The organism is Chitiniphilus purpureus (assembly GCF_025642115.1).
GTDB classification, from domain to species: Bacteria; Pseudomonadota; Gammaproteobacteria; order Burkholderiales; family Chitinibacteraceae; genus Chitiniphilus; species Chitiniphilus purpureus.
In genome coordinates, this window is the sequence record NZ_CP106753.1 from 1,263,802 (window position 1) to 1,286,307 (window position 22,506).

At 61.5% G+C, this 22,506-nt stretch carries 20 protein-coding genes; 6 read left to right on the forward strand and 14 right to left on the reverse strand.

The window, feature by feature from the left end; all coding sequences use genetic code 11:
• Positions 1–52 precede the first annotated feature (52 nt).
• The 6 genes from N8I74_RS05520 to mcrC are packed head-to-tail and all read left to right on the forward strand — an operon-like array spanning position 53 to position 10,581.
• Positions 53–1,549 (forward strand): type I restriction-modification system subunit M, encoded by a 1,497-nt coding sequence (locus N8I74_RS05520; RefSeq protein WP_263125871.1) that lies wholly within the window; start codon positions 53–55, stop codon positions 1,547–1,549.
• Positions 1,546–3,060 (forward strand): type I restriction-modification system subunit M, encoded by a 1,515-nt coding sequence (locus tag N8I74_RS05525; protein WP_263125873.1) that lies wholly within the window; start codon positions 1,546–1,548, stop codon positions 3,058–3,060. The genes N8I74_RS05520 and N8I74_RS05525 overlap by 4 nt, the downstream gene beginning before the upstream one ends.
• Positions 3,053–4,225: a restriction endonuclease subunit S gene (locus N8I74_RS05530; RefSeq protein WP_263125874.1), complete on the forward strand. Its 1,173-nt coding sequence runs from the start codon at positions 3,053–3,055 to the stop codon at positions 4,223–4,225. The genes N8I74_RS05525 and N8I74_RS05530 overlap by 8 nt, the downstream gene beginning before the upstream one ends.
• Positions 4,222–7,209, forward strand: coding sequence for a type I restriction endonuclease subunit R (locus N8I74_RS05535; protein ID WP_263125875.1), 2,988 nt, complete (start codon positions 4,222–4,224; stop codon positions 7,207–7,209). Before N8I74_RS05530 ends, N8I74_RS05535 begins: the two co-directional genes overlap by 4 nt.
• Before the next feature lie 10 nt (positions 7,210–7,219).
• Complete coding sequence (locus N8I74_RS05540) at positions 7,220–9,442, forward strand: AAA family ATPase (protein WP_263125876.1); 2,223 nt, start codon at positions 7,220–7,222, stop codon at positions 9,440–9,442.
• Positions 9,442–10,581 (forward strand): 5-methylcytosine-specific restriction endonuclease system specificity protein McrC, encoded by a 1,140-nt coding sequence (gene mcrC, locus N8I74_RS05545; protein WP_263125877.1) that lies wholly within the window; start codon positions 9,442–9,444, stop codon positions 10,579–10,581. Before N8I74_RS05540 ends, mcrC begins: the two co-directional genes overlap by 1 nt.
• On the opposite strand, the gene N8I74_RS05550 is transcribed toward mcrC, so the two are convergent.
• The 14 genes from N8I74_RS05550 to N8I74_RS05615 form a co-directional block, all read right to left on the reverse strand.
• The gene (locus tag N8I74_RS05550; RefSeq protein ID WP_263125878.1) at positions 10,570–11,028 is read right to left on the reverse strand and encodes a lysozyme; all 459 of its coding nucleotides are present in this window, start codon (positions 11,026–11,028) and stop codon (positions 10,570–10,572) included. The two genes, mcrC and N8I74_RS05550, sit on opposite strands and share 12 nt — an antisense overlap.
• The gene (locus N8I74_RS05555; RefSeq protein ID WP_263125879.1) at positions 11,025–11,501 is read right to left on the reverse strand and encodes a hypothetical protein; all 477 of its coding nucleotides are present in this window, start codon (positions 11,499–11,501) and stop codon (positions 11,025–11,027) included. Before N8I74_RS05555 ends, N8I74_RS05550 begins: the two co-directional genes overlap by 4 nt.
• Entirely contained in the window at positions 11,498–11,803 is a 306-nt protein-coding gene (locus N8I74_RS05560; RefSeq protein ID WP_020200523.1) for a DUF6127 family protein, read from the reverse strand. The genes N8I74_RS05555 and N8I74_RS05560 overlap by 4 nt, the downstream gene beginning before the upstream one ends.
• Positions 11,804–11,868: 65 nt before the next feature.
• Positions 11,869–12,219 (reverse strand): DUF2793 domain-containing protein, encoded by a 351-nt coding sequence (locus N8I74_RS05565; protein ID WP_263125880.1) that lies wholly within the window; start codon positions 12,217–12,219, stop codon positions 11,869–11,871.
• A gap of 3 nt (positions 12,220–12,222) precedes the next feature.
• A complete protein-coding gene (locus tag N8I74_RS05570; protein ID WP_263125881.1) occupies positions 12,223–12,819 on the reverse strand; it encodes a glycosyltransferase family protein in 597 nt (198 codons plus the stop codon).
• A complete protein-coding gene (locus N8I74_RS05575) occupies positions 12,819–14,990 on the reverse strand; it encodes a phage tail protein (RefSeq protein WP_263125882.1) in 2,172 nt (723 codons plus the stop codon). Before N8I74_RS05575 ends, N8I74_RS05570 begins: the two co-directional genes overlap by 1 nt.
• Before the next feature lie 101 nt (positions 14,991–15,091).
• Positions 15,092–15,307, reverse strand: a complete 216-nt coding sequence (locus tag N8I74_RS05580) for a hypothetical protein (RefSeq protein ID WP_263125883.1) — start codon at positions 15,305–15,307, stop codon at positions 15,092–15,094.
• On the reverse strand, positions 15,304–15,531 hold the full coding sequence (locus N8I74_RS05585; RefSeq protein ID WP_009521704.1) for a hypothetical protein: 228 nt from the start codon (positions 15,529–15,531) through the stop codon (positions 15,304–15,306). Before N8I74_RS05585 ends, N8I74_RS05580 begins: the two co-directional genes overlap by 4 nt.
• An 18-nt stretch (positions 15,532–15,549) precedes the next feature.
• Positions 15,550–16,338: a DUF2163 domain-containing protein gene (locus N8I74_RS05590; RefSeq protein ID WP_263125884.1), complete on the reverse strand. Its 789-nt coding sequence runs from the start codon at positions 16,336–16,338 to the stop codon at positions 15,550–15,552.
• A 5-nt stretch (positions 16,339–16,343) separates the two neighbouring features.
• Complete coding sequence (locus tag N8I74_RS05595) at positions 16,344–17,915, reverse strand: hypothetical protein (RefSeq protein WP_263125885.1); 1,572 nt, start codon at positions 17,913–17,915, stop codon at positions 16,344–16,346.
• On the reverse strand, positions 17,912–18,970 hold the full coding sequence (locus N8I74_RS05600) for a hypothetical protein (RefSeq protein WP_263125886.1): 1,059 nt from the start codon (positions 18,968–18,970) through the stop codon (positions 17,912–17,914). The genes N8I74_RS05595 and N8I74_RS05600 overlap by 4 nt, the downstream gene beginning before the upstream one ends.
• 18 nt (positions 18,971–18,988) lie before the next feature.
• Complete coding sequence (locus N8I74_RS05605) at positions 18,989–21,694, reverse strand: coiled-coil domain-containing protein (RefSeq protein WP_263125887.1); 2,706 nt, start codon at positions 21,692–21,694, stop codon at positions 18,989–18,991.
• Positions 21,694–22,335 carry a DUF6441 family protein gene (locus tag N8I74_RS05610; protein WP_263125888.1) on the reverse strand — a complete coding sequence of 214 codons (642 nt, stop codon included), beginning with the start codon at positions 22,333–22,335 and terminating at the stop codon, positions 21,694–21,696. Before N8I74_RS05610 ends, N8I74_RS05605 begins: the two co-directional genes overlap by 1 nt.
• Before the next feature lie 3 nt (positions 22,336–22,338).
• A complete protein-coding gene (locus N8I74_RS05615; RefSeq protein WP_009521710.1) occupies positions 22,339–22,494 on the reverse strand; it encodes a hypothetical protein in 156 nt (51 codons plus the stop codon).
• Between the last annotated feature and the right edge of the window lie 12 nt (positions 22,495–22,506).

Genomic DNA, 22,506 nt, shown 5'->3' on the forward strand with positions numbered 1-22,506 from the left:
ATCAAAGACACAAGTCGCATTGCGACGGCATTGATATAGAAGGGCCAAGCGTTTGAGCGATCAACACATCACACTCAGCCAGCTCGAAGGTCACCTCTGGGAGTCAGCCAACATCCTGCGCGGCCCGGTGGATGCGGCTGACTTTAAGACCTACATCTTCCCGCTGCTGTTCTTCAAGCGAATCTGCGATGTCTGGGACGAGGAATACCAGGAGATCGTCGATGAGACTGGCGATGAGCAGCTGGCCTGGTTTCCCGAGTCGCACCGCTTCCAGATCCCGGAAGACTGTCACTGGAACGACGTTCGCACCAAGGCCAGCAATGTCGGGACGGCCCTTCAGCGCGCGATGCGCGAGATTGAGAAGGCCAACCCCGACACCCTTTACGGCGTGTTCGGCGATGCCCAGTGGTCGAACAAGGATCGGCTGTCTGATGCCTTGCTCAAGGACCTGATCGAGCACTTCTCCAAGCTGCCGTTTGGCAACAAGAACGTCAACTCGGATCTGCTTGGCGACGCCTACGAATACCTGATCAAGAAGTTTGCCGACGCCACCAACAAGAAGGCCGGCGAGTTCTACACCCCGCGCAGCGTCGTGCGGCTGATGATCGACATGCTCGATCCCAAAGAAGCCGAGACCATCTACGACCCGGCCTGCGGTACCGGCGGCATGTTGCTGGCCGCCGTGCAACACGTGAAGGAACAGCATGGCGACGTGAAGCGGCTGTGGGGCAAGCTGTACGGACAAGAGAAGAACCTCACCACCTCATCCATCGCGCGGATGAACCTGTTCCTTCACGGCATTGAAGACTTTCAGGTGGTGCGTGGCGACACCTTGCGTAACCCGGCCTTCTTCGAGGTCGATCGGCTGGCCACCTTCGACTGCGTGATCGCCAACCCCCCTTTCTCGCTGGAAAAGTGGGGCGAGGACCTGTGGCTGAACGATCCCTTCGGCCGCAACTTTGCTGGCCTACCACCCTCATCCAGCGGTGACTTCGCGTGGGTGCAGCACATGGTCAAGTCGATGGCCGACGTCAGCGGCCGGATGGCAGTGGTGTTGCCCCAGGGCGCACTGTTCCGCAAAGGTGTGGAAGGCAGCATCCGCCAGAAACTGCTGGAGATGGATCTGGTTGAGGCCGTGATCGGGTTGGCGCCCAACCTGTTCTACGGCACCGGCCTGGCCGCGTGCATCCTGGTCTTGCGCAAGCGCAAGCCGGCCAAACACAAGAAGAAGGTGCTGATCGCCGATGCGTCACGCCTGTTCCGCCGGGGGCGCGCGCAAAACTATCTGGAGCCCGAGCACGCCGCCGAGATCCTCGGCTGGTATCGCGGCTTTGCCGATGTGCAGGACGCGGTCTGCGTGGTCAGTCTCGACGAAATCAAGGCCGAGGACTGGACGCTGAACATTTCGCGCTACGTATTGCCACCGCTGCAGGAAGACATTCCTCCGTTGCCCGTCGCCATTGCAGCCTTCAAGGATGCACTGACCAACTGCCGCGAGGCAGAGGAACGACTCGCGCAGGTCATGACCGAAGGAGGATGGTTGAAATGAGCCGCATCAGCCAACAAGAACTCGAAGGCTACCTGTGGGGCGCCGCCGTGCTGCTGCGCGGCCTGATCGACGCGGGCGACTACAAGCAGTTCATCTTCCCGTTGCTGTTTTACAAGCGGGTGTCGGATGTGTGGGAAGAGGAATACCAAGCGGCCCTGGCCAACTCTAACGGCGACCTCTCCTATGCACAGTTCGCTGAAAACCATCGTTTCCAGATTCCCGCTGGCGCACACTGGAACGATGTGCGTCAAACGCCGAAGAACGTGGGCGCAGCCATTCAAAAAGCCATGCGCGCCATCGAGACGGCCAACCCAGATCTGCTCGATGGCATCTTCGGCGATGCCCCCTGGACCAACCGCGAGCGTCTGCCCGATGAAACGCTGAAGAACCTGATCGAGCACTTTTCGACCCGGACGCTGTCGGTGGCGAACGTGCCCGAAGACGAATTGGGCAACGCCTACGAGTACCTGATCAAGAAGTTCGCGGACGACTCCGGCCACACGGCGGCCGAGTTCTACACCAACCGCACCGTCGTGCACTTGATGACGCAACTTCTTGCACCTCAGGCGGGCGAGTCGATTTACGACCCCACGTGCGGAACCGGCGGCATGCTGATCTCGGCACTGGACGAAGTGAAGCGCTCCGGCGGTGAATACCGCACGCTCAAGCTCTACGGGCAGGAGCGCAACCTCATTACCTCGTCTATCGCTCGCATGAACCTGTTCCTGCATGGCGTGGAAGACTTCGAAATCATTCGGGGTGACACCCTGGCCGAACCAAAGCACATCGAGGGCGACCGTTTGCGCCAGTTCGATGTGATCCTGGCAAACCCGCCGTACTCCATCAAGCAGTGGAATCGCGAGGCCTGGAGCAGTGACAAGTGGGGCCGCAACTCGCTGGGCACTCCGCCGCAGGGCCGCGCCGATTACGCCTTCCAGCAGCACATCCTAACCAGCCTCACCGCCAAGGGGCGTAGTGCCGTGCTCTGGCCCCACGGCGTGCTGTTCCGTAATGAAGAACAGACCATGCGCGCCAAGATGGTCGAGCAGGACTGGGTTGAAGCCGTCATCGGCTTGGGGCCCAACCTGTTCTACAACTCCCCGATGGAGTCGTGCATCGTCATCTGCAACCGCAAGAAGGTCGCCGGTCGCAAGGGCAAGGTGATCTTCATCGACGCGGTGAACGAGGTCACCCGGGAACGGGCGCAAAGCTTTCTCAAGCCTGAGCACCAGCAGCGCATCCTTACCGCTTACAAGACGTTTGCCGATGTGCCCGGTTTCGCCAAGGTCGCCACCCTGGCCGAAATCAGCGCCAATGCGGGCAACCTCTCGATCCCGCTGTACGTGAAGCGCATTGCCGCCGCCATCGCCACCGACAGCAACGGTGACGCGGTATCGCTGTTCTCTGCATGGGACCAATGGCAAACGGATGGCCGCGCGTTCTGGCAACAGATGGACGCGCTGGTGGAAACGCTGGATGGACTGATTACGGAGGACATCGAGCGTGTCTGACAAGAACAATAAAACCCTGAAGCCCGGCTGGCGTCGGGTGAAATTCGGCGACGTGGTGCGCCTCTCGAAAGCCCGCAGCCAAGATCCGTTGGCCGATGGCATTGAACGCTACGTCGGTCTGGAACATCTCGAGCCAGGTGATTTGCGCATCCGCAGTTGGGGCAGCGTCGCTGACGGCGTGACCTTTACCAGCGTGTTTCAACCTGGACAGGTGCTGTTCGGCAAGCGACGCGCTTACCAGCGCAAGGTGGCTGTGGCGGATTTCTCTGGGGTGTGCTCCGGTGACATCTATGTGTTGGAGACCAAGGACGCACAGGTTTTGCTGCCGGAGCTGCTGCCCTTCATTTGCCAGACCGATGCCTTTTTTGATCACGCGGTGGGCACATCAGCTGGCTCGTTGAGCCCCCGCACCAACTGGACGAGTTTGGCGGACTTTGATTTTCCCCTTGCTCCTGTAGACGAACAGTCGAGACTTGTTGACGCCTTCCAAGCACTTGAACGAACCGGTGAAGCGCATCGAAGAGTGGGAGATATAGCCGACCAGCTTGTTCGCTCATTGCTTTCCGACGTACTGAATAGAGAATGGCCTGTTGTCGAACTTGGCTCAGTTGTTCAGGGAACACAGTACGGACTTTCAATCAACGCTGGATCGGACGGTCAATATCCGATGCTTCGAATGATGAATATTGAAGATGGTCTTTGCGTCGAGAACGACATCAAGTATGTGGACCTCAACGATAAAGACTTCGATGCATACCGGCTCATCCACGGCGATGTGCTTTTTAACCGTACCAACAGCTATGAGTTGGTGGGCCGAACAGGTGTTTACGAACTCAATGGCGATCACGTATTCGCTTCGTACCTGGTGCGAATCAAGACAGACACGGAAAAATTAGAGCCAAAGTTCCTCACGCTGTACCTGAACTCCGATTTTGGGCGCCGACAGGTACTCGCCTATGCGACTAAAGCCGTGAGCCAGGCAAACGTGAACGCCAGCAATTTACTCCGAGTCCGTCTGCCGCTGCCGCCACTGGATGTGCAACAACAGTTGCTGGATGAGATAGCGAAAGCAAAGTTTGCGGGAAAGGCAGCGATGGAACGCCGTACTTCTTCAGAGGCGATGAAAAAGCAGTTGTTCGCAGAGATCACGGGGGACGCAAGGTGAGTTCTTTCAACGAATCAAATACCGTCGAAGCCTACGTCCGCGATTTGCTTGCCGGTCCGATCAAAACTGTCCCGGCCAACACCGCCCAGGAACCGCAAGTCAGCTACGGCCCCAAGGGCATCGGCTGGCGCTACGCCGCCCCGGCTGAGGTGCCGCGCCAGATTCAGGAGGTGCTGGTTGAACCCTGGGTGCGTGAAGCGCTGATCCGCCTGAACCCGGAGATTGCTGCTCAGCCCGACCGCGCCGATGAAGTGCTCTACAAGCTGCGCGCCATCGTGCTGTCGGTGCGCTCGGATGGTCTGATCCGCGCCAACGAGGAAATGACCGCCTGGATGCGTGGCGAGCGCTCGATGCCCTTCGGCCCCAACAACGAGCATGTGCCGGTGCGGCTGATCGACCTGGATGACCTCGCGCAGAACCAGTACATCGTCACCCAACAGTACACCTACCGTGCTGGCCCTACCGAACGCCGGGCTGATCTGGTGCTGTTGGTGAATGGTTTGCCGCTGGTACTGATCGAGGCCAAGACGCCGGTAAAGAAGTGCATCAGCTGGGTCGATGGCGCGGTACAGGTGCACGACGACTATGAGAAGTTCGTGCCGGAGCTGTTCGTTTGCAACGTGTTCTCTGTGGCCACCGAGGGCAAGGCCTACCACTATGGTTCCATCGGCCTTCCCGTCAAGGACTGGGGACCGTGGCATCTGGATGGCAATGGGGAGGATGGTCAGCACCACCCGCTGAAGTCGCTCAAGCTGTCCGCTGAGAGCATGTTGCGCCCGCATGTGGTGCTGGACATCCTCGGCAGCTTCACCCTATTCGCCACCAACAAGAAGAAGCAGCGCATCAAGATCATTTGCCGCTACCAGCAGTTTGAAGCGGCCAATAAGCTCGTCGAGCGCGTGCTGGCGGGTTACCCCAGGAAAGGACTGATCTGGCACTTCCAGGGTTCGGGCAAGTCACTGCTGATGGTGTTTGCCGCGCAGAAGCTGCGCATGCACTCAGGATTGAAGAATCCCACCGTGCTGATCGTTGTGGACCGGATCGATCTCGACAGCCAGATCACGGGTACGTTCACCGGAGCGGACATTCCCAATCTGGAAAAGGCGGACAGCCGCGAGAAGCTGCAGCAGCTGCTGGCGCAAGACGTGCGCAAGATCATCATCACCACGATCTTTAAGTTCGGCGAGGCCACGGGCAGTCTGAACGACCGCAGCAACATCATCGCGTTAGTAGATGAGGCCCACCGCACCCAGGAAGGCGACCTCGGTCGCAAAATGCGTGAGGCCCTGCCCAATGCATTTCTGTTCGGCCTGACCGGCACGCCGATCAACCGTGCCGACCGAAACACCTTCTACGCCTTCGGCGCCGACGAAGACGAGAAGGGCTACATGAGCAGGTACGGCTTCGAGGAGTCGATCCGTGACGGCGCCACGCTGAAGCTGCACTTCGAGCCCCGGCTGATTGACCTGCACATCGACAAGGCGGCGCTGGACGCCGCGTACAAAGATCTGACCGGCGGCCTGTCGGATCTGGACAAGGACAACCTCGCCAAGACCGCAGCCAAGATGGCCGTGCTGGTGAAGACGCCCGAGCGTATCCGCAAGATCTGCGAGGACATCGTCGAGCACTATCAGACCAAGGTGGAACCCAACGGCTTTAAGGGGCAGATCGTCACCTTCGACCGGGAATCCTGCCTGCTATTCAAGGCCGAGTTGGACAAGTTGCTGCCGCCCGAGGCCACGGACATCGTCATGTCGGTGCAGGCGGCGGACAAGAAGGAACATCCAGAGTACGTGCCTTACGACCGAAGCCGCGACGAAGAAGAGCGACTGCTGGATCGCTTCCGCGACCCGGCCGACCCGCTGAAGCTGATCATCGTCACGGCCAAGCTGCTGACCGGCTTCGACGCGCCGATCTTGCAGGCCATGTACCTGGACAAGCCGCTGCGTGACCACACGCTGCTGCAGGCCATCTGCCGAGTGAACCGCACTTACTCCGAGCAGAAGACCCACGGCTTGATCGTGGACTATCTCGGCATCTTCGATGACGTGGCGGCAGCGCTGGAGTTCGACGACCAGAGCGTCAAGCAGGTGGTCAGCAACATCCAGGAGCTGAAGGACAAGCTGCCCGAAGCCATGCAGAAATGTCTGGCCTTCTTCACTGGCTGTGATCGCACTCTGCAAGGTTATGAGGGCCTGATCGCTGCACAACAGTGCCTGCCCAACAATGAGGTGCGAGACAACTTCGCCGCCGAGTACAGCGTGCTCAACAAGATCTGGGAGGCGCTTTCACCGGACACCGTTCTGGGCCCGTTCGAGAAGGACTACAAGTGGTTGTCGCAGGTGTACCAGTCGGTGCAGCCGTCCAGTGGCCACGGCAAGCTGATCTGGCATTCGCTGGGCGCTAAGACCATTGAGCTGATTCACCAGAACGTGCATGTCGACGCGGTGCGGGATGACCTCGACACCTTGGTGCTGGACGCTGATCTGCTGGAAGCGGTGCTGTCGAACCCAGACCCGAAGAAGGCCAAGGAGATCGAGATCAAGCTCAAGCGCCGACTGCGCGGGCATGGCGGTCACCCCAAGTTCAAGAAGTTGTCGGAACGGCTCGATGCGCTGAAGGACCGCTTCGAGTCCGGTCAGATCAACAGCGTCGAGTTTCTGAAGCAGTTGCTGGAGATCGCCAAGGAAACGCTGCAGGCCGAGAAGGAGCTCCCGCCCGAAGAGGACGAGGATCGCGGCAAGGCTGCGCTGACCGAGTTGTTCAACGAGGTCAAGACTTCTGAGACGCCCATCATGGTCGAACGCGTGGTCACGGACATCGACGAGATCGTGCGACTGGTCCGCTTCCCGGGCTGGCAAGGGACTCAGGCCGGTGAGCGTGAGGTCAAGAAGGCACTGCGCAAGGCCCTCTTCAAATACAAGCTGCATGCGGATGAAGAGCTGTTCGAGAAGGCCTACAGCTATATCCGGCAGTATTACTAAGAGAGCACGCATGGACGAGAAGAAGAACAACCCATCCTCCGGCACCACCTGGTTCGTCGGCGCAAGCTATGGAGGCACCGATGACCAGATGCCGCGTTTCCTGAAGGAAGGTATTTGGGAGAACGGCTACGACGACAAGCTTCTCGACATGGTGCGAGCCATGCAGCCGGGCGAGCGAATTGCCATCAAGGCGGCCTACACACGCAAGCATGGTCTGCCCTTTGATAACCGAGGGCGTACGGTTTCAGTAATGGGGATCAAGGCGGTTGGCACGATCACCGAGAACCCAAACGACGGCAAGCGGGTGAAAGTTGACTGGGCCAAAGCCGAGCCTGTACGAGAATGGTATTTCTATACTCACCGGGGAACGATCTGGCGCGTGCAACCGGGTGACTGGATGAACGATGCCCTGATCGCCTTCGCGTTTGAAGGCAAGCCGCAAGATTTGGATCGCTTCCGAAATGAACCTTTCTGGCGCGAGCGCTTCGGTACGGTGGCACCTGAAAAACAGCGGTTCCAGTGGACGGACTTTTACGAAGCCGTCGCCGAAAAACTTCTCGATCACGCCCAAGACAGATCCGCACTCATCGCAGGCATCCATCAAATCGCTACGCGGGTTCAGGGCCTGAGCTATTTGCAGGACAAGTTTCCTGACGGCACCAGCGGACCACTGCAGGATATTTGTCCATTCACCGTGATGGGCACCTTCAACCGTTCGATGACCGATGCCAATCGTAAGACCATCGCGGGCGAGTTGGCCAAACTGCTGGGTGTGACGGTTCCGGTGCCACCTTCATTCGAGGGCATTCCCGTTCTGAACAATCAGCGCTCGTGGTTTTTTGCCTATGCAGAGAAGCGTGGCGCAGGCGACATTGATGCCCTGTGGGATGTGTTTGCCGCCGCCAGCAAGTTGGTGGAAAGCGATCAACCCGAGGGCCGCGACACATTCATCCGGGCCTACGATGCCGCGACTCAGGTATGGGGCGTGGCATGGAATCTTTCAACCGGCCTCTACTGGACGCACCCTTGGGATTTCTTGACTCTTGACAGCCAGTCGCGTCACTACATCAACAAGCGACTTGGTCTTAATGTTGCCACCAGCGGCCAGCAGGGGCCTTGCGATGCTCGCAGCTATTTGAAGCTGCTGGACGATTTGCGTGCGCGCTTCGGTGAAGATAGTTATCCGGTACATAGCTTCCCGGATTTGTCGCTGGCGTCATGGATGTATAAAGACCCTGCCGACGAACCGCCGCCCCTTGATGAAGCCGGTGCCGACGTAGCTGCCGAGCAAGCCTCCGTCGGCGAAGTGCGCGAGGCGTTTCAGGTGGCGGCACCCATCATTCCGTACTTCGTCGATGACATCCTCAAGGATGGCTGCTTCCTTGATCGTACCGAAATTGATCTACTGCTCGACCGTCTGCGCACCAAGAAAAACATGATCCTGCAGGGTCCTCCGGGTACCGGCAAGACTTGGCTGGCCAAGCGGCTGGCGTTTGCATTGATCGGACAGAAGGACGACAGCAAAATTCGGGCGGTGCAATTCCACCCGAATCTGTCCTACGAAGATTTTGTGCGTGGCTGGCGTCCGACTGGTGAGGGCAAATTGTCCCTTGCGGATGGGGTGTTCATGGAAGCCATCAAGGCTGCTCGCAAGGAGCCGTCATCCAAGTTCGTCGTCGTGATTGAGGAGATCAACCGTGGCAATCCAGCCCAGATCTTCGGCGAGTTGCTGACGTTGTTGGAGGCTGGAAAACGTACGCCCAGCGAGGCGCTTGAGTTGTGCTACCCGGATGCCGATGGCGTGCGACGGCCGGTTCATATCCCCGAGAACCTTTATGTCATCGGCACGATGAACATTGCCGACCGTTCGCTGGCGCTGGTGGATTTGGCGCTGCGCCGTCGATTTGCATTCGTCGGGCTGGAGCCGAGACTGGGCTCGGTTTGGCGAGAGTGGGTGGTCAAGTCGTGCGGCGTTGATGCAGCGCTCGTAATCGAAATCGAACAGCGGATTGCCGACCTGAATGAGCGCATCGCTTCAGATGCTCGGCTTGGCAAGCAGTTCCGGATCGGCCACAGCTACGTGACACCGGTACATCGTTTGGAATCCGGAGATACCAAAAAATGGTTCCGGCAGGTGGTTGAGACGGAGATCGGTCCGCTGCTGGAAGAATATTGGTTTGATACGCCTGGCGAAGCACAGAAGGCGACCACGCAGCTGATGCAGGGATGGTAATGAAGGCAGCCCAGCAGACAAGGGAAGAAGAGCTGACAGATACGCCTTGTTTTGTCGGGCGCATCCCGGTACGTAACCTTTGGCTGCTGATGCTGTATGCGTCAGATCTGTTCCGCACACGTGGCATTGGGATGGTTGGTCTGGAAGATAGCCCAGACGATTTGCCTGACCTGATTGCCGAGATTCTGGCCCACGCGGTAGAAGTTCGGCAGCGCCGTCGTCTGAGCTTGGGTTACCGCTCGCGTGAGGCAGCGCTGAACCGGGTACGAGGCCGCATAGATGTACTGGCTACTGAACGCCGTCAGCTTTTGGATCGCGGCATGGTGGCGTGTCGCTTCGACGAGCTGACCATCGACACCCCTCGAAACCGCTTTGTGCGAGCAGCACTGGAAGCCATTTCCAGAATCGTGCAACGGCAGGATGTTGCCCACCGCTGCCGCGCTCTGGCCGGTAGCATGAAGGCGCAGGGAGTCTCAGGTGAACCGCCAACTCGCGCTCAAATGAGCACAGATCGCTTCGGGCGGCACGATGCGGACGACCGTCTCATGGTGGCCGCTGCAAAACTAGCATTTGAACTGACTCTCCCAACCGAGGCATCTGGCGCAAATGTGCTTACGCTGCCGGATCGTGAGGCAACTTGGGTTCGCCGCCTGTTCGAGCGTGCGATAGGTGGCTTTTATGATGTAGTGCTGAGTCCGCAGGGATGGCAGGTGAAATGCGGTGGAACGCTGGGTTGGCAAATCTCGCAGAAGACCACCGGGATCGACATCATCTTGCCCACGATGCGAACCGACGTGGTACTCGATCATCCGATCACGGGGCGTCGGATCGTGATCGACACCAAGTTCACGTCCATCGTGACGAACGGCTGGTATCGCGAAGAAACGCTGCGTAGCGGCTACGTCTACCAGATCTACGCATACCTGCGCTCGCAGGTAGGGCGCGGCGATGCGCTTGCGGATTTTGCCAGCGGATTGTTGTTGCATCCAGCAATCGGCCAGATGGTCGATGAGACGGCGGTGATCCAAGGACACCCTGTGCGGTTTGCCACAGTGGATCTGACAACAACGCCAGCGGAAATCCGAGAGCAGCTGTTGCGGTTTTCCGAACCAACGTTGCTGTCTGCTTCACAGCAATAGAGACACTTCTGCCTCTCGCCGAGTCACCAGACCGGGCAGCACTTTCCCGCCGCCATAGACCCATCGGCGCAGTTCACTCGCGGCGGCAGGCCAGTCCCGCTGATTGATCCGCCGTCGCAGCGTTGATGTCTGCAGCCGCCCCGCGCCAAGGTTAAACGTGAAGTCGACGATGGCAGCGAGCCGCCCCTCTGGCTCAGTGGCCAGCACTGGGCAGAAGCGCAGCGTCGCCGCCAGTGCAGTCTGCAGATCGCGCGCCAGATAGACCTCAGCCTCTGCCTCCGTGATCGGCGGGTGCTTGGGATCGCAGAGATGACCGTACCCAATCGTCCAGAACCCTGCTGGGCAGATATAGGGAACGGCAGTGATCTCGATTCCGCGTTTCACCTTGCGCTCGAATCCCTCAAAGCGCTTGGCCAGTTCGATAGCCGCTTTGGGCACCTCAATCACGGCCGCACCCGGTCAAACACCCGCCCGAGGAACCAGAAGTTCAGCACTCCGGCCCACAGCGCCTGATCGGCCTCTGTCCATGCGTGGAGGATGGCCGTGCCCCAGCCAGCGCCTGCAGTCACGGCTGCTGCGAATGCCGCTGTCTTGGCGGCGCAGTACAAGGCCATGAACCAGTAGGTGATGACGGGACGCACGCTAATCGACAAGGCATCTGCCCAGCGCACGCCGGTTTTCTCGCCCTGCGTGCGAACGGCTTCGCGCAGGGTTTCGATGGCCCCGACATTCCACGCGGCATCGGCACCCGCGCCGATTTCCGACATCCGTTGTGCACCGCGAATCTTCTCGAACTCCAGCGCTTTGTCCTGCATCGCCAGTTCGTGGCCACGCTCGCCCTTGCGGTCGAGCCACTTGAGGATTTCAGGGGCGAGACGGAAGGCCCCACCGAGGAGGCCGCCAAGCAGAGTCTCGATCATTGCGGCCCTCCCATCAGTTTGAGTTTGATAGCGGCACCGACCAACAGCGCGGCCAGGATGCCGGTGGTGATGACCTTGACGGTGGTCTGCCACGCCGTGCGACGGGCATCGCGCCAGGCTTCCAGCAGGTCGCGCAGTTCGCGGATGTCACGGGCGGCGTGGCCGTTTTCCAGGCCAAGGTGGGTCAGGACACGCTCGGCTCCGCGTTCAGCGGCGCGGTCCAGCAGTTCGTCGAAGTCCTCGCGGCGCAAGAGGAGCATGTTCTCGACGAGCGCAGGCTGTTGTTGTTCGGGTTCGGTCATTGCGGTCTCCAGAAATGCGAAACCCGCCTCGTGGGCGGGTTTCTGGTGGGTACGAAGATGGGAAGTCAGATGGCGATGCCAGCGCTCCAGCCGGTGGACTTGTAGGCCGAGAGCTTGGCCTCGTCCTCGATGTAGCAAAGCCAGCCGATCTTGGGCGAGTGGTACTCCCAGGCATCGGCAATGCGCACCGCGATCTGGTTGGTTTTTCCGGCCCACACGCCCGTGGCAGCCGCAGGCACGATGTAGCGGTCGCCGTTGGTGGGGCTGGTAGGTGGCGTGGTCAAGTCGCGGTCTTTCACGGACAGGCCGACCACAGCGCCGAGGCGCTTGAGGTTGACATCCATGCCAGTGTCCCAGCCGCTCTCGCCGAGCGTCCAGCCGTAGTTGAGTCCAAGGTTCGGGTCGGTCGATGACATGGTCTATCTCCAGAGGTTCGATGCTTGGCGAATGCGCCGGACTGCTTCCGGATCACCGGTTCGGTGGCTTTGCTGCGGATGTTGTCGCCAATGCCGCCCGACGATGGGCAGGTACAGCACGCCGCCGCGCTTGGCTACAAGCAGGGTCAGCAGCCAGTCGGCGAAGTTGTTGAGGTCGGTAGTTTCCTTGAGCACGGCTTCGACGACGGTTCGACGCATCACGATCAGGCCGTGCACGTGGCTGGCGCTGTTGGCGTGTTGCCAACGGCTGTAGGCCAGACGCCGCACGGCGATGTCCTGGCCCTTTTCGTCGGTCAGTGCTTCGTCGGTGTAGGCCATCACGGCCTGCGGGCAGGCATCCAGCGCATCGGCCAGTTGTGTGAAGGCACTGGCTTCGTACAAATCGTCGGGATCGACAAAGGACACCAGCGGCAGCGTGCCTTGTGCATAGCCTGCCGCGCGTGCCTCGCCGATACGCCCCGGAATGCCGGGCAAAACGTGCAACTGGATCGGTGCGTCCTCGAGGCTGGCGATGCAGGCATCACGCCATTCGACAAGCTCGTTCAGGGTGAGCAGATGAACATCGATGCGCGGCTCCATCACACACCTCCCCAATACTGTCCCCAGCGCAGGCCGTAGCCCGCGCGATCCATGACCCGCACCTGCGGCTGCCAGCTACTCAAACCATCGCGCTCGGCACTGATCTCCACCGTGATGCGGTCGCCCAGCGCACCGGCATCCAGCGCGGCAACTGCTGCCGTCCAGATGTAGGCGGTGCCGAGCAGCCCCGTCTCGTTACGAACCAGCACGTTGTTGCGATTGCGGATGTGCACCGTGTAGGTCACGCCCAGTTCTGGCCCGATATCGCCCTCGTCTTGCTGCACGATGTAGGCTGTCTGCTGAGTGCGGTCGCGATGTGCCCACGCGACGTTGAGATCACCGGCCACAATGGCAGGCTCTGTCTGGCCATTGAGGCGGATACGACCGGGTGGATACGGCAAAGCCTGCCGACCAGCCAGCACCATCGGCTGCCCATTGGCGGCCAACACAGGATCGCCCTGATCGGTCGAAGTGCGAGGAATCGCGCCCACGAACACCGATTCGCCCGGGGCCCGCTCCGCACCTTCGGATGCCAGCCATTCGCCGACACCGATCAACCGAGTCCCCGAGGCATGTGCTTGGGGTGTGGTGTCGAGCACGCCGCGTGCGAGATCGATGGTCGCGTTGGCAGCATCGAAGGCCAGGACGGCAACGGCCTCTGCAATTGCCCCACTGGCGGCCATCAGATACGCGTAGTCGCCCTCGGCCAGTCGCTCCGGCTGGCTGATGGCCGTCACCGGCACACCGATGGCATCGACCTCGCTGGCAGGCAAGGCTGCATCGAGCGTCAACAGTGGTGCGTAGTCTTCGCCCACCACGGCAGTGAGGTCTCCGCCCGACGCGCCGGTAGCCAGTTGCCAATTCAATTGCCCGGTGCCACCGGCGGCGGCCAGCGCACCGAGATAGGTGTCCGTATCGGTCAGGTAGGCTAGATCTGCACGCGACAAACGCCGGGCCAGTTCCCAATACGGCACCTCGACGGCCAGCACCAAGGCGGGCGGCAACGGTTCGATGGTCGGCTCCTCGACGTGCGGTGGCGGGGGCGACAGCACGGTGTTGCTCATCCCGAACACATCTTCCATGGCTTCGATGCGCCACTCGGCCGTTCCCAAGGTGCCGGTGTCGATGCCGGTGACGCGCACCACCATCTGATCAACACCCAAGCGCGGCCAGTTCAGCAGAAATACATCACCCGGCAGCGGCGCACGCTCCAGCGTGTCGCGTGCCACCGTCAGACTCATCCGTGCCAACGGCGAACCCAAGGCGCGCAGGTCACGCAAGGCCAGCCGCGCGGCCAGTGGCCCGTAGTTAACGCCCGGGTAGTCGCGGCGTTGATTGATCACGCCGCCCTGCAACTGGATGGCGGCCAGATTCTCGACCGTGACGGCAGCATCACCGCCGGTCTGCCAGTCGGTGTAGACCACGGTCAGTTCATTGGGCAGTTCGCCCCACTGGGCACGTTCGAATCGTTCCAGCCGCACAATTTCGTCAGGCCCCAACTGCGGTAGGCTGTCGATCCAATAGTCGTCGCGCAGCAGCTTGAGCTCAAACGTGCCTTGCTCCGGGTCGGTGTAGAGGATGCCTCCAATGTGGTCGATGACCTGGCCGATGAAGCTCTCGATGGGCTGCTGGCGCGTCCAGATCAGATTGAGGCCGAAGCCCTCGCTCGACAGGGCCCACGCTGCGTTCCAGAAACTCCAGCCGATGGTGCTCTGCGGATAGCCCATGCCCCAGTGCGGATCGGTGAGGCACTGCACCAGGATGTGCGCCGGGTTCATGCCGACGCTGATTTCCTGGCCTTCGTCCTCATCCCAGGTGCGGACTTCGGCATTCCATTCCATCCACGGCGCATCGAACCAACCCGCTGTGAAGCGCCGAACGCGCACCGCCCACGGTTTGATGTAGGGGTTGTTGGCCGCGAACAGGATCTTGCGTGCCACCAAGGACAGCACGCCCCGAAATGCCGGAATGGAACTGCCGAGGCGACTCATCAGGTAGTCGTTGCGTCCTTGTCCGGCATGACCAGAAAGCACATCGATGGTGCCGACCACGCCGCCTTCGCGCTCGTCGCCGCCAAACAGCGTGGGCTTGTTGATCGAGAGGCTGGTCAGCCCATGCCCGTTGGACAGCGGCGCGCGGTCGGCATCCCCCCACGCGGTACGGTCGCCCATCTGGATTTCCTGCACGGCATCAACGGGCCCCTGGCACAAGACCAGATGCAGTCCCATCCGGTAGCGGTAGCCAACGGTTTGCGATTTGCTGCTGCCACCCATCAGCCTTGCTCCCGCTGGCTGGATTGATTACGGGCATGCTCGACCACACGTTGGGCCATTGCATCGCCGGTGGCCAGCAAGGTGTCGGCGTCACAGCCTTCACGCAGGAAGGCGCGGAAATCCAGATCGTGACGCGCGAACCATGTGCGCGTGCCGTTCACGCACAGGCCCACGGCGCGTACGTGATCGATGGTGATGACGGTCTGAGTGGTCATTTCTTGCCACCTTTCTTCTTGATGGGGTCGGCTTCCAGATCGCCGTACCAGACGACGTTGGAGCCACGCAGCAGCACGGTGCCGAACACGACGGGAATCGGTCGGCCTTCTTCTGCGGTGGGGGCATCGACGTCAGATAAGGATGCCGGTTTGGGTTCGGGCGGTTTCGGTGCGAGCGCGACCGAAACCAGCGCCGCCACCACGATGACGACGAGGTACCACATGGCGATTTCTCCAGGGATTCAGAACACGCCCGTCGAGAACGGGTTTTTGCTCGGGATGGCGGGAAAGCCGCCGTAGTTGTCGAGGTTGCCGAAGCGCGACTCGCACGTGGCCGTGCTGTGATCGCAGCCGACCGTCAGAAGTACCTCTGTGCCGACGTCTATGGCGACCGGATAGAGCAACTCGACGCCGCCACCGTAGTCATTGACGATCATGTGGCGGGCACCTTCCGAGGTTTGCAGCCAGCCACCGGCCAAGCCACCAATGACGCTGCCGGGCGTGCCACCGTCGAGATCGACGTTGCGGCCATTGGTGTTGCTCACAAAGGCGCTGGCAGAAATCGGTGAGGCACCACAGGCAGCCGAATACAGCACGTGGGAACACTTGCGGCTGTAGAGCCGCCGCAACCCGATACGCTTGAGACTGACTTGCGCGGATTCGCAGCGAACGCGAGCCACATCGTCGGCGACCTCGACGCCCAGCACCCGTCCCATCCAGCGCGTGCCGGAGATCCACCAGTAGTCGCCCCAGGTATCACGCCGTCCGATGCGCAGGGTGATCGAGGTGGTGTCGCCGGTCAGCGAGTTGGCGAGCAGGTGGCGCACCAAATCACAGTTCGGCGGCAGTTTCAGATCCAAGCCAGCCTTCGCAGCTTCAGCACCCAGCGCCAGTTCGTTGCGTTCCAAGGCCAGGCTCTTGTAGAGGTTGCCATCCAGATCAATATCGAATTCGTGCGGCGTCAGATAGAACTGCGCGCTGTTGCTGGCGAAGGCGTATAGCTCGACTTCCAGCAATGGGTTCTGGCTCATCGTGCTTACTCTCCCTCGTAGGTTTGACGGTCATTGCCGCGTGGTTCGGGCAATTGGCGTGCTGTCAAAGTGATCTCCAGCAGCGTCGGGCTGTGCCAGTACAGGTCGATGGCGTCGTGGTCGAGGCGGCAGCGAACGAGGCGAATGACACGGCTGCCTGCGGGCACCCAGTCGTCGAGGCCCGAGCGCAGCACCAGCACACCGCTTTGATCCAGATGGCAGGTAGCCGTCAGGGCGTACTGCCGATAGCCGTCTGGATGCACGATCAAGCAGGCCGCGGGGCGATGCCAGAGCGCCGAGATGTCTTTGCCATCCACGCGCAGGAAGCCGTCCTCGGGATCAGCTTCGACGTTCACCCACAAGATCGGGGCTATGCCATCAGGCAGCCAGAAGGCTTCCAGACGCCCCTGGGTGCGCCATAGCCGCGCCCGCCAGATTTCGATTTCATCGAGTGAGCTGGCCAGATAGCGCCGCTGCAAAGTCGTCGTCGCCCACGGATCGTCCCGGCGCACCCACGGATCTGCAGGGGATAAATCCTGGCGGGTGATCGTGGCCTGCGCGGCGGCTGTCGGATCGTCACGCCAGTTGCCATCTGGCCAGACCGGGACCTCGTCGAGCCATGGGTCATCGAGAACATCCTGGTCGGGCTGTGGCGCAGGCTGGATCTGTGTGGGAATGTTGCCACCGACCATGCCAGGGACCCACTGCGTGAGATCCGCAGGATCGATGGCCTTACCCCACACCAAGGGCATGATGGTGCTGCCCACGGCTGCAGCGCGTGCCAAGGGCTCCGTCAGCCACAGCAGATCGCTTTCCACATCGCTGAGTTGGGCGATCTGCCAGCCATCAGCGGCGATGATCAAAATCCAGCGGCCATTGTTCTCAGTTTCCTGCCAGCCCTGCACCCCGTCGTAGGTCAGATGCACATTGGCCGAGAGTGGCCCGAACTGTCGCCCATCAGCCTCCGTCACATTGAGTGCCAGTGCGCCACGTTCGCAGGACTCGGTCAGGTGCACCGCGTACTGCGGCAGCGGCCACAGCGCCATTTGACCGAGATGATCGGCCAGCCAGTCGGCCACCAGGGCATCGGTCTGCCGGGCGTTGCCCACCTTGTAGGTGAGCCAGCGCCGAGGAACACGTCGGCGTGCCTGACGGGATTCGTTGCCACTGGCCAGCCGCGTGACGCTGGTCTGCCACTCCAGCCGTTCCACAAGGGGCTCCATCCAATCATGACGGAAGGCAAACACGCCGCGTTGCGCATCCGGCCAAGGCTGGTCGCCGAAGGCATCCATACCGGTGGCGACGATGGCGCTTGAGGCCGTATCCCGGCGCAACACTTCGACCAGAAAGATCGGTGCGTCGATGGGTGGCCAGGGGCCCGCCAAGGATTCCGCCAGCAGGCTGGCCGCCAGATTGGGCGGCAGCGGAGCGACAGCTGTTTCCGGCGTGAAGCTGGCTGCGCTCGCCCCGAAAGTGGCGCGCGAGAGCACTTCACCCTGGAAGGCGGGCAGTTCGCTTCCAGGCGTCGGCTTGCTGGAAACCTCCGCGAGGTCTTGAACGACGACGCGATCCGTCATGCCGACTCCACGCCGAACTCAGCGGCATTGAAGGCGGCCTCCGTCCACTGCACGTTGCCGTTCGGGTTGCGCTCGAACAGCGTGCTCTGCCATGCCAGTTGTTCTTGCAAAATGATGTCGGTGCTGACGGCGCTTTGTGCACCACTGACCACGAGGCCTTTGACCTTCCCCAGACCGGCGTCGGTCTTGCGGGCCAGCATCGTGAGCTGGACGCCGTAGATGGCGGGCGTGGCCATCACCGGCAACGGCTCGACATCGAAGGACTGGCGCAACCCCACGTTCGGCGCATTGATCGCCGTAGCTTCGTCCTCGTCGCTCACGGCTTCCCATGCGGCGGTACCGACCGGGCTGGCCGTCCACTGGTTCAGGCTGCCATCGGCCTGTGCCTGCAAGGCATCGACGCGCACATCACCGAGAAAGGTGTTGTTGATCGTGCCGCTGGTATCGGCGATGTAGAAGTCGTCGACGTCGATGGTGAGCGGGCAGTTTTGGCCAGGCACGGCACCCACGAATGCCGTGAGCAGTTGGCCACCGCCCTGGATGGTGTTCTGCGCTGTCATCTGGATGGCCAGGATGCCGTTGATGCGTACTGACAGAATGCCGTTGCTGGTGCCCTGCGTGACCTGCAACTCGATGTAGTGCCAGCCGCGCGCCGGAGCGCTGGCAACTGAGACAGAGATCAACTGGTCATAGCCGTATTGCCAGCGGTAGAGCTTGAGCCGACCGTCCTCGCCGATTTTCACGAGATGCGCGACCTGCGAGTTGGCATCGCGCACGCCCAGCAGCAGTGGCTCGGTGTAGGTGTTTTGGTACGGCACCACGCGAATGGCCGCCCCGACGATCAGGCTGGTCTTGGTGGCGTCGAGGTTCTTGACGTAGCCACCCCCCGAACCTTCCGGCAAACGCAGGGCATAGGAGGACGGGCGACGGCCATTGATACGGGTGGCCTGCGGCGACAGATACGCCGCCTTGCCACGCGCAAGCCACGGATCGCCAAAGCTGTCCACGGCTTGCGGGTCGTAGTGGTCGAAACCGTCGATGAACAGAAGTGCCATTGGACTTTCCCCTGAAATTCAGCCTTGCAGCGCCGCACGGATGGCCCGTGCATTGCGCCCGATGATGTTGACGATGACTTTCTCTCCGGCAGGCGACTGCAGGTGGTCGTGGGTCACACCCGGATCGACCGCGTTGACGATGCGCACCGCCTGATTCATCTGCGGCTGCGCGGGCGGCACTTTCACCTCTGGTACCAGTCCGCCCGCTGCGAAGGCCAAGTCGCCACCCTTGAAACGTGGGCCTGCCGACAAACCGTTGAGCGAATCGAGGAAGGCCACACCGAGCTGGCGCACGGCGGCCGCCCGCATCACGTACTCGCCTGCGGACAGACGCGCCGGGATCGAATCCGAGGTGGCGCTGCCCGGCCCGGAGACCAGACCACCGCCCGCAAACTTCTTGATGCCACCCAAGAGCGCCATCACAGCGGCGACCATGGCTACCATCGCGGCTACCGCGAGTGCCGGGCCAACGTAGGGAATGGAAGCCTGCGACGCCGCCGCCCCGGCTCCCGCCTTGGCTGCATCCATCGACACCACGGCGGTGGTTTCGGTGGTCTTTTGGGCGACCTTGGCGGCGCTGGCCGCCGCATCGACGGTCTGCTCTTGCTGGATGAAACCGAGCTTGAGCGCCAGCATCCGCGCCTGCATGGCGATCCACTGCTGGAACGGCTGGATCACGATCTGCTGCAGGAAGGCGTCGGACACCTGCTGGAAGATGCTCGCCAAGGCACTGCGCCAGGTCTGCGCGCCGGTGATCATCCCGTTGAGCGCACCGCCAAAACTCTCGCCGATGCGATTCCACAGCGGGGCCATTTCATCGACCGTGAGGCGGGTACGATCCAGCTCGTTGCGCCACGCCTGCACGCGAATCACCGCATCCGGCCCGATGGCCTGCGCGGCTTGCTGCATGGTCGGCAAGAGGCGCTCCATCTCGGTGGCCGATTGCTGTTGCAGGGTCACGATCTGCTGGCGAGCCTGTGCTTCGGTCAGCAGCCCAGCCTGCTGCTGGGTCTGAATGGTCTCCTGCGCATTACGCAGACGCTCAGTGACTTGCCGCCACTGAGTTTCAAGCGCAGCCAGATTAGCCTGTGCAGCCTTCACATTGATGAGCCGATCAACGAGCGACACGCCATCGGCATCGCTTTCTGCCGCCAGTCGCGCACGCAGATCCCGGTAACTGCGCTCAATGGCAGCTTGCCGGTCGGCATCAGTGGCCGTGCCGGTGATCTGCGCCAGTTCCTCACGCGCCTGCGCCAAGGCATCGGCCAGCTCACGCTCGGCTTGCGCGGCCTTACGCGCATTTGCCTGCTCGATGTCCGTGCGCCGATTGTTGAGCGTGATGAGGTCGGCTTCCGACTTGGCCACTTCGGCCTTGGCACGCAGGCGGTCGTTTTCCGATTTGCCCGTGGCGGCGACTTGCTGACTGCGGGCCAGCTCCTGCTGCTTGCGGGCAATCTCGGCATCGACCTCGCGCTGTTCGAGGGCAGTTTTCTGCGTGTAGTAGTCGCGCACCGAGACCAGACGGTCTTCGAGTGCGGCATCCAGCGCGGTTTGTTGCCGGGACAGCCCGTCCTTGAGCAGCGCGAACTCAGCGTCCAGCTGCGCTTTCATCAGCGTGGTTTGTGCGCCGGTCGTATCCTGCGCTGGCTTGACGGCTTTGGGCTTGGTCAGGCGTTGCAGCAGTTCCGGATCAGCCTGGATCTTAGGTGCCTTGACCTCGATGGGCTTGGGGTCGAAAAGGCTGTCACGGAAGGACGCCAGTTCATCCAGCCGTTTGACCAGATTGCCTTTGAGGTCGGCAATGATGGCCTTGGCCCCTTCGGTGTTGCCCTTGAGCGCTTCCACAGCGGCGGCGACACCCGCGCCAATGGCTTCGCCCAAGGCGACGAATGCCTTGCCGACGGTGGCGGCACCGAGGGCCAGGGTCTTTAGCACCAGCACCACGCCATCGAGGATCACGCGCAGCGTGCCGCCTTGCTTGGCCGACTCGACCATGCCACCGGCCATATCGTTCAGGGCGGGTAGCAAGGACGCGATGATCTGGTTGCCGATGCTGGTGGTGGCCAGTTTCAGCTTGTCGAGCGCATCGTTAAAGTTGCCCGCCTGCGCTGCAGTCTCACTACTCATCTGCACACCGAGCGCCTGCATCTCGGAGGCGAGCTCATTGATGCCGTCGCGCCCCTGATTCAGGAACGGGATCAGCTCGGCTCCTGACTTGCCGAACAGTTGCACGGCCAGCGCGGTTTTCTCCGCGCCATCGGGCATGGCCTTGAAGCGCTCGGCCAGATCGAGCAGCACCTGATCGGTGGCGCGCAGGGTGCCGTCCTGGTTCTTGAACTCGACACCCACGGCGGAGAATCCGCGCGCGGCATCTTCCGACCCGGTCGCGGCTTCCAGCATCGTGGTGGACAGCTTGCGCAGCCCCTTCTCGAACGATTCGCCGGACACACCTGACTGCTCGGCTGCCGGTTTCCATACCGACAGGGTCTCGACGCTGACACCGACACGTTGCGACATCTCGTCCAGCGCGTCGCCAGTGTCGATGGCCGATTTCACCATCGCGGTCAGACCGGCCACGGAGACGGCCACCCCGAGGTTGGCCAGCACGCCGTTGACGCTCTTGGCGGTGTCGGTCAGGCCACCAAGGCCCCGCTTGATCGAGTCGAAAGCGGTCTTGGTCTGGTCGACGGCACTGATCAGGATTTGGGCACGATTGCTTGCCATCAGACTTTGTCCAGTTCTTGTTGAATCGCCCGCGCCAAGGCAGGCAGTGCGCGTTGCACGCCACCCGCCAGATTTAGTCGTCGTTTGAGATCGACGCGCTTGACCAGCACGGCGATGGGAATCTCCTGGCCACGCTTGATCTGCTTGGCCCCGGTACGACCACGCTCAGCGCGCTTGAAGCGGTTGAGTTGCGATGCGTTCTCTTTGATGTTCTCGGCCATCAGCAGCACGCGACCGTTCTTCTCGATGAAGAAGGCATTGCCCGAGCGCATCAGGCCGTCAATGACCGCCTTGAAGCGCTTGGGGCCGATGCGCCCGGGCAGCAGCGGTATCAGCAAATTGCCGCTCGCCGTGCCGCCTTTTTCATGCAGACCGAGCCAGGGAATCTTGCTGCCCACCAGCAGGGCGGGCAGCAGTTCGGGCTTCTTGTCGAACACCTTCACGCCCATCGAGGAGATGAAGCTGTTGCGCTTGACGGTGAAGGCACTGCGCATCTCGGATCGCGCCGCGTCACGCACTTCACGCCCACCGGACTGCATGCCCTTGGCGACGGCGGTGTGGATGGCGCGACGCCGCTCGGTGCTCCACGCCGCCAACTGGCGCGGGTCCAGCAAGCCGGTGGTGGTGAGCGAGAGACGCATGGGTTAGTCCTTCAGAAGATCGCGTTGCAGTTGTTCGATGCCACGCTTCTCGCCCTGGGCAGCCACGGCATGGATGCCGAGCAACTGGGCAAGTTGCTGCCGTTCGATCTGGCCGTCGGCATCCAGGAAGGCTTGCGCCTGCGTGAGCGTGTAGGCCATCACGTCGCCCAG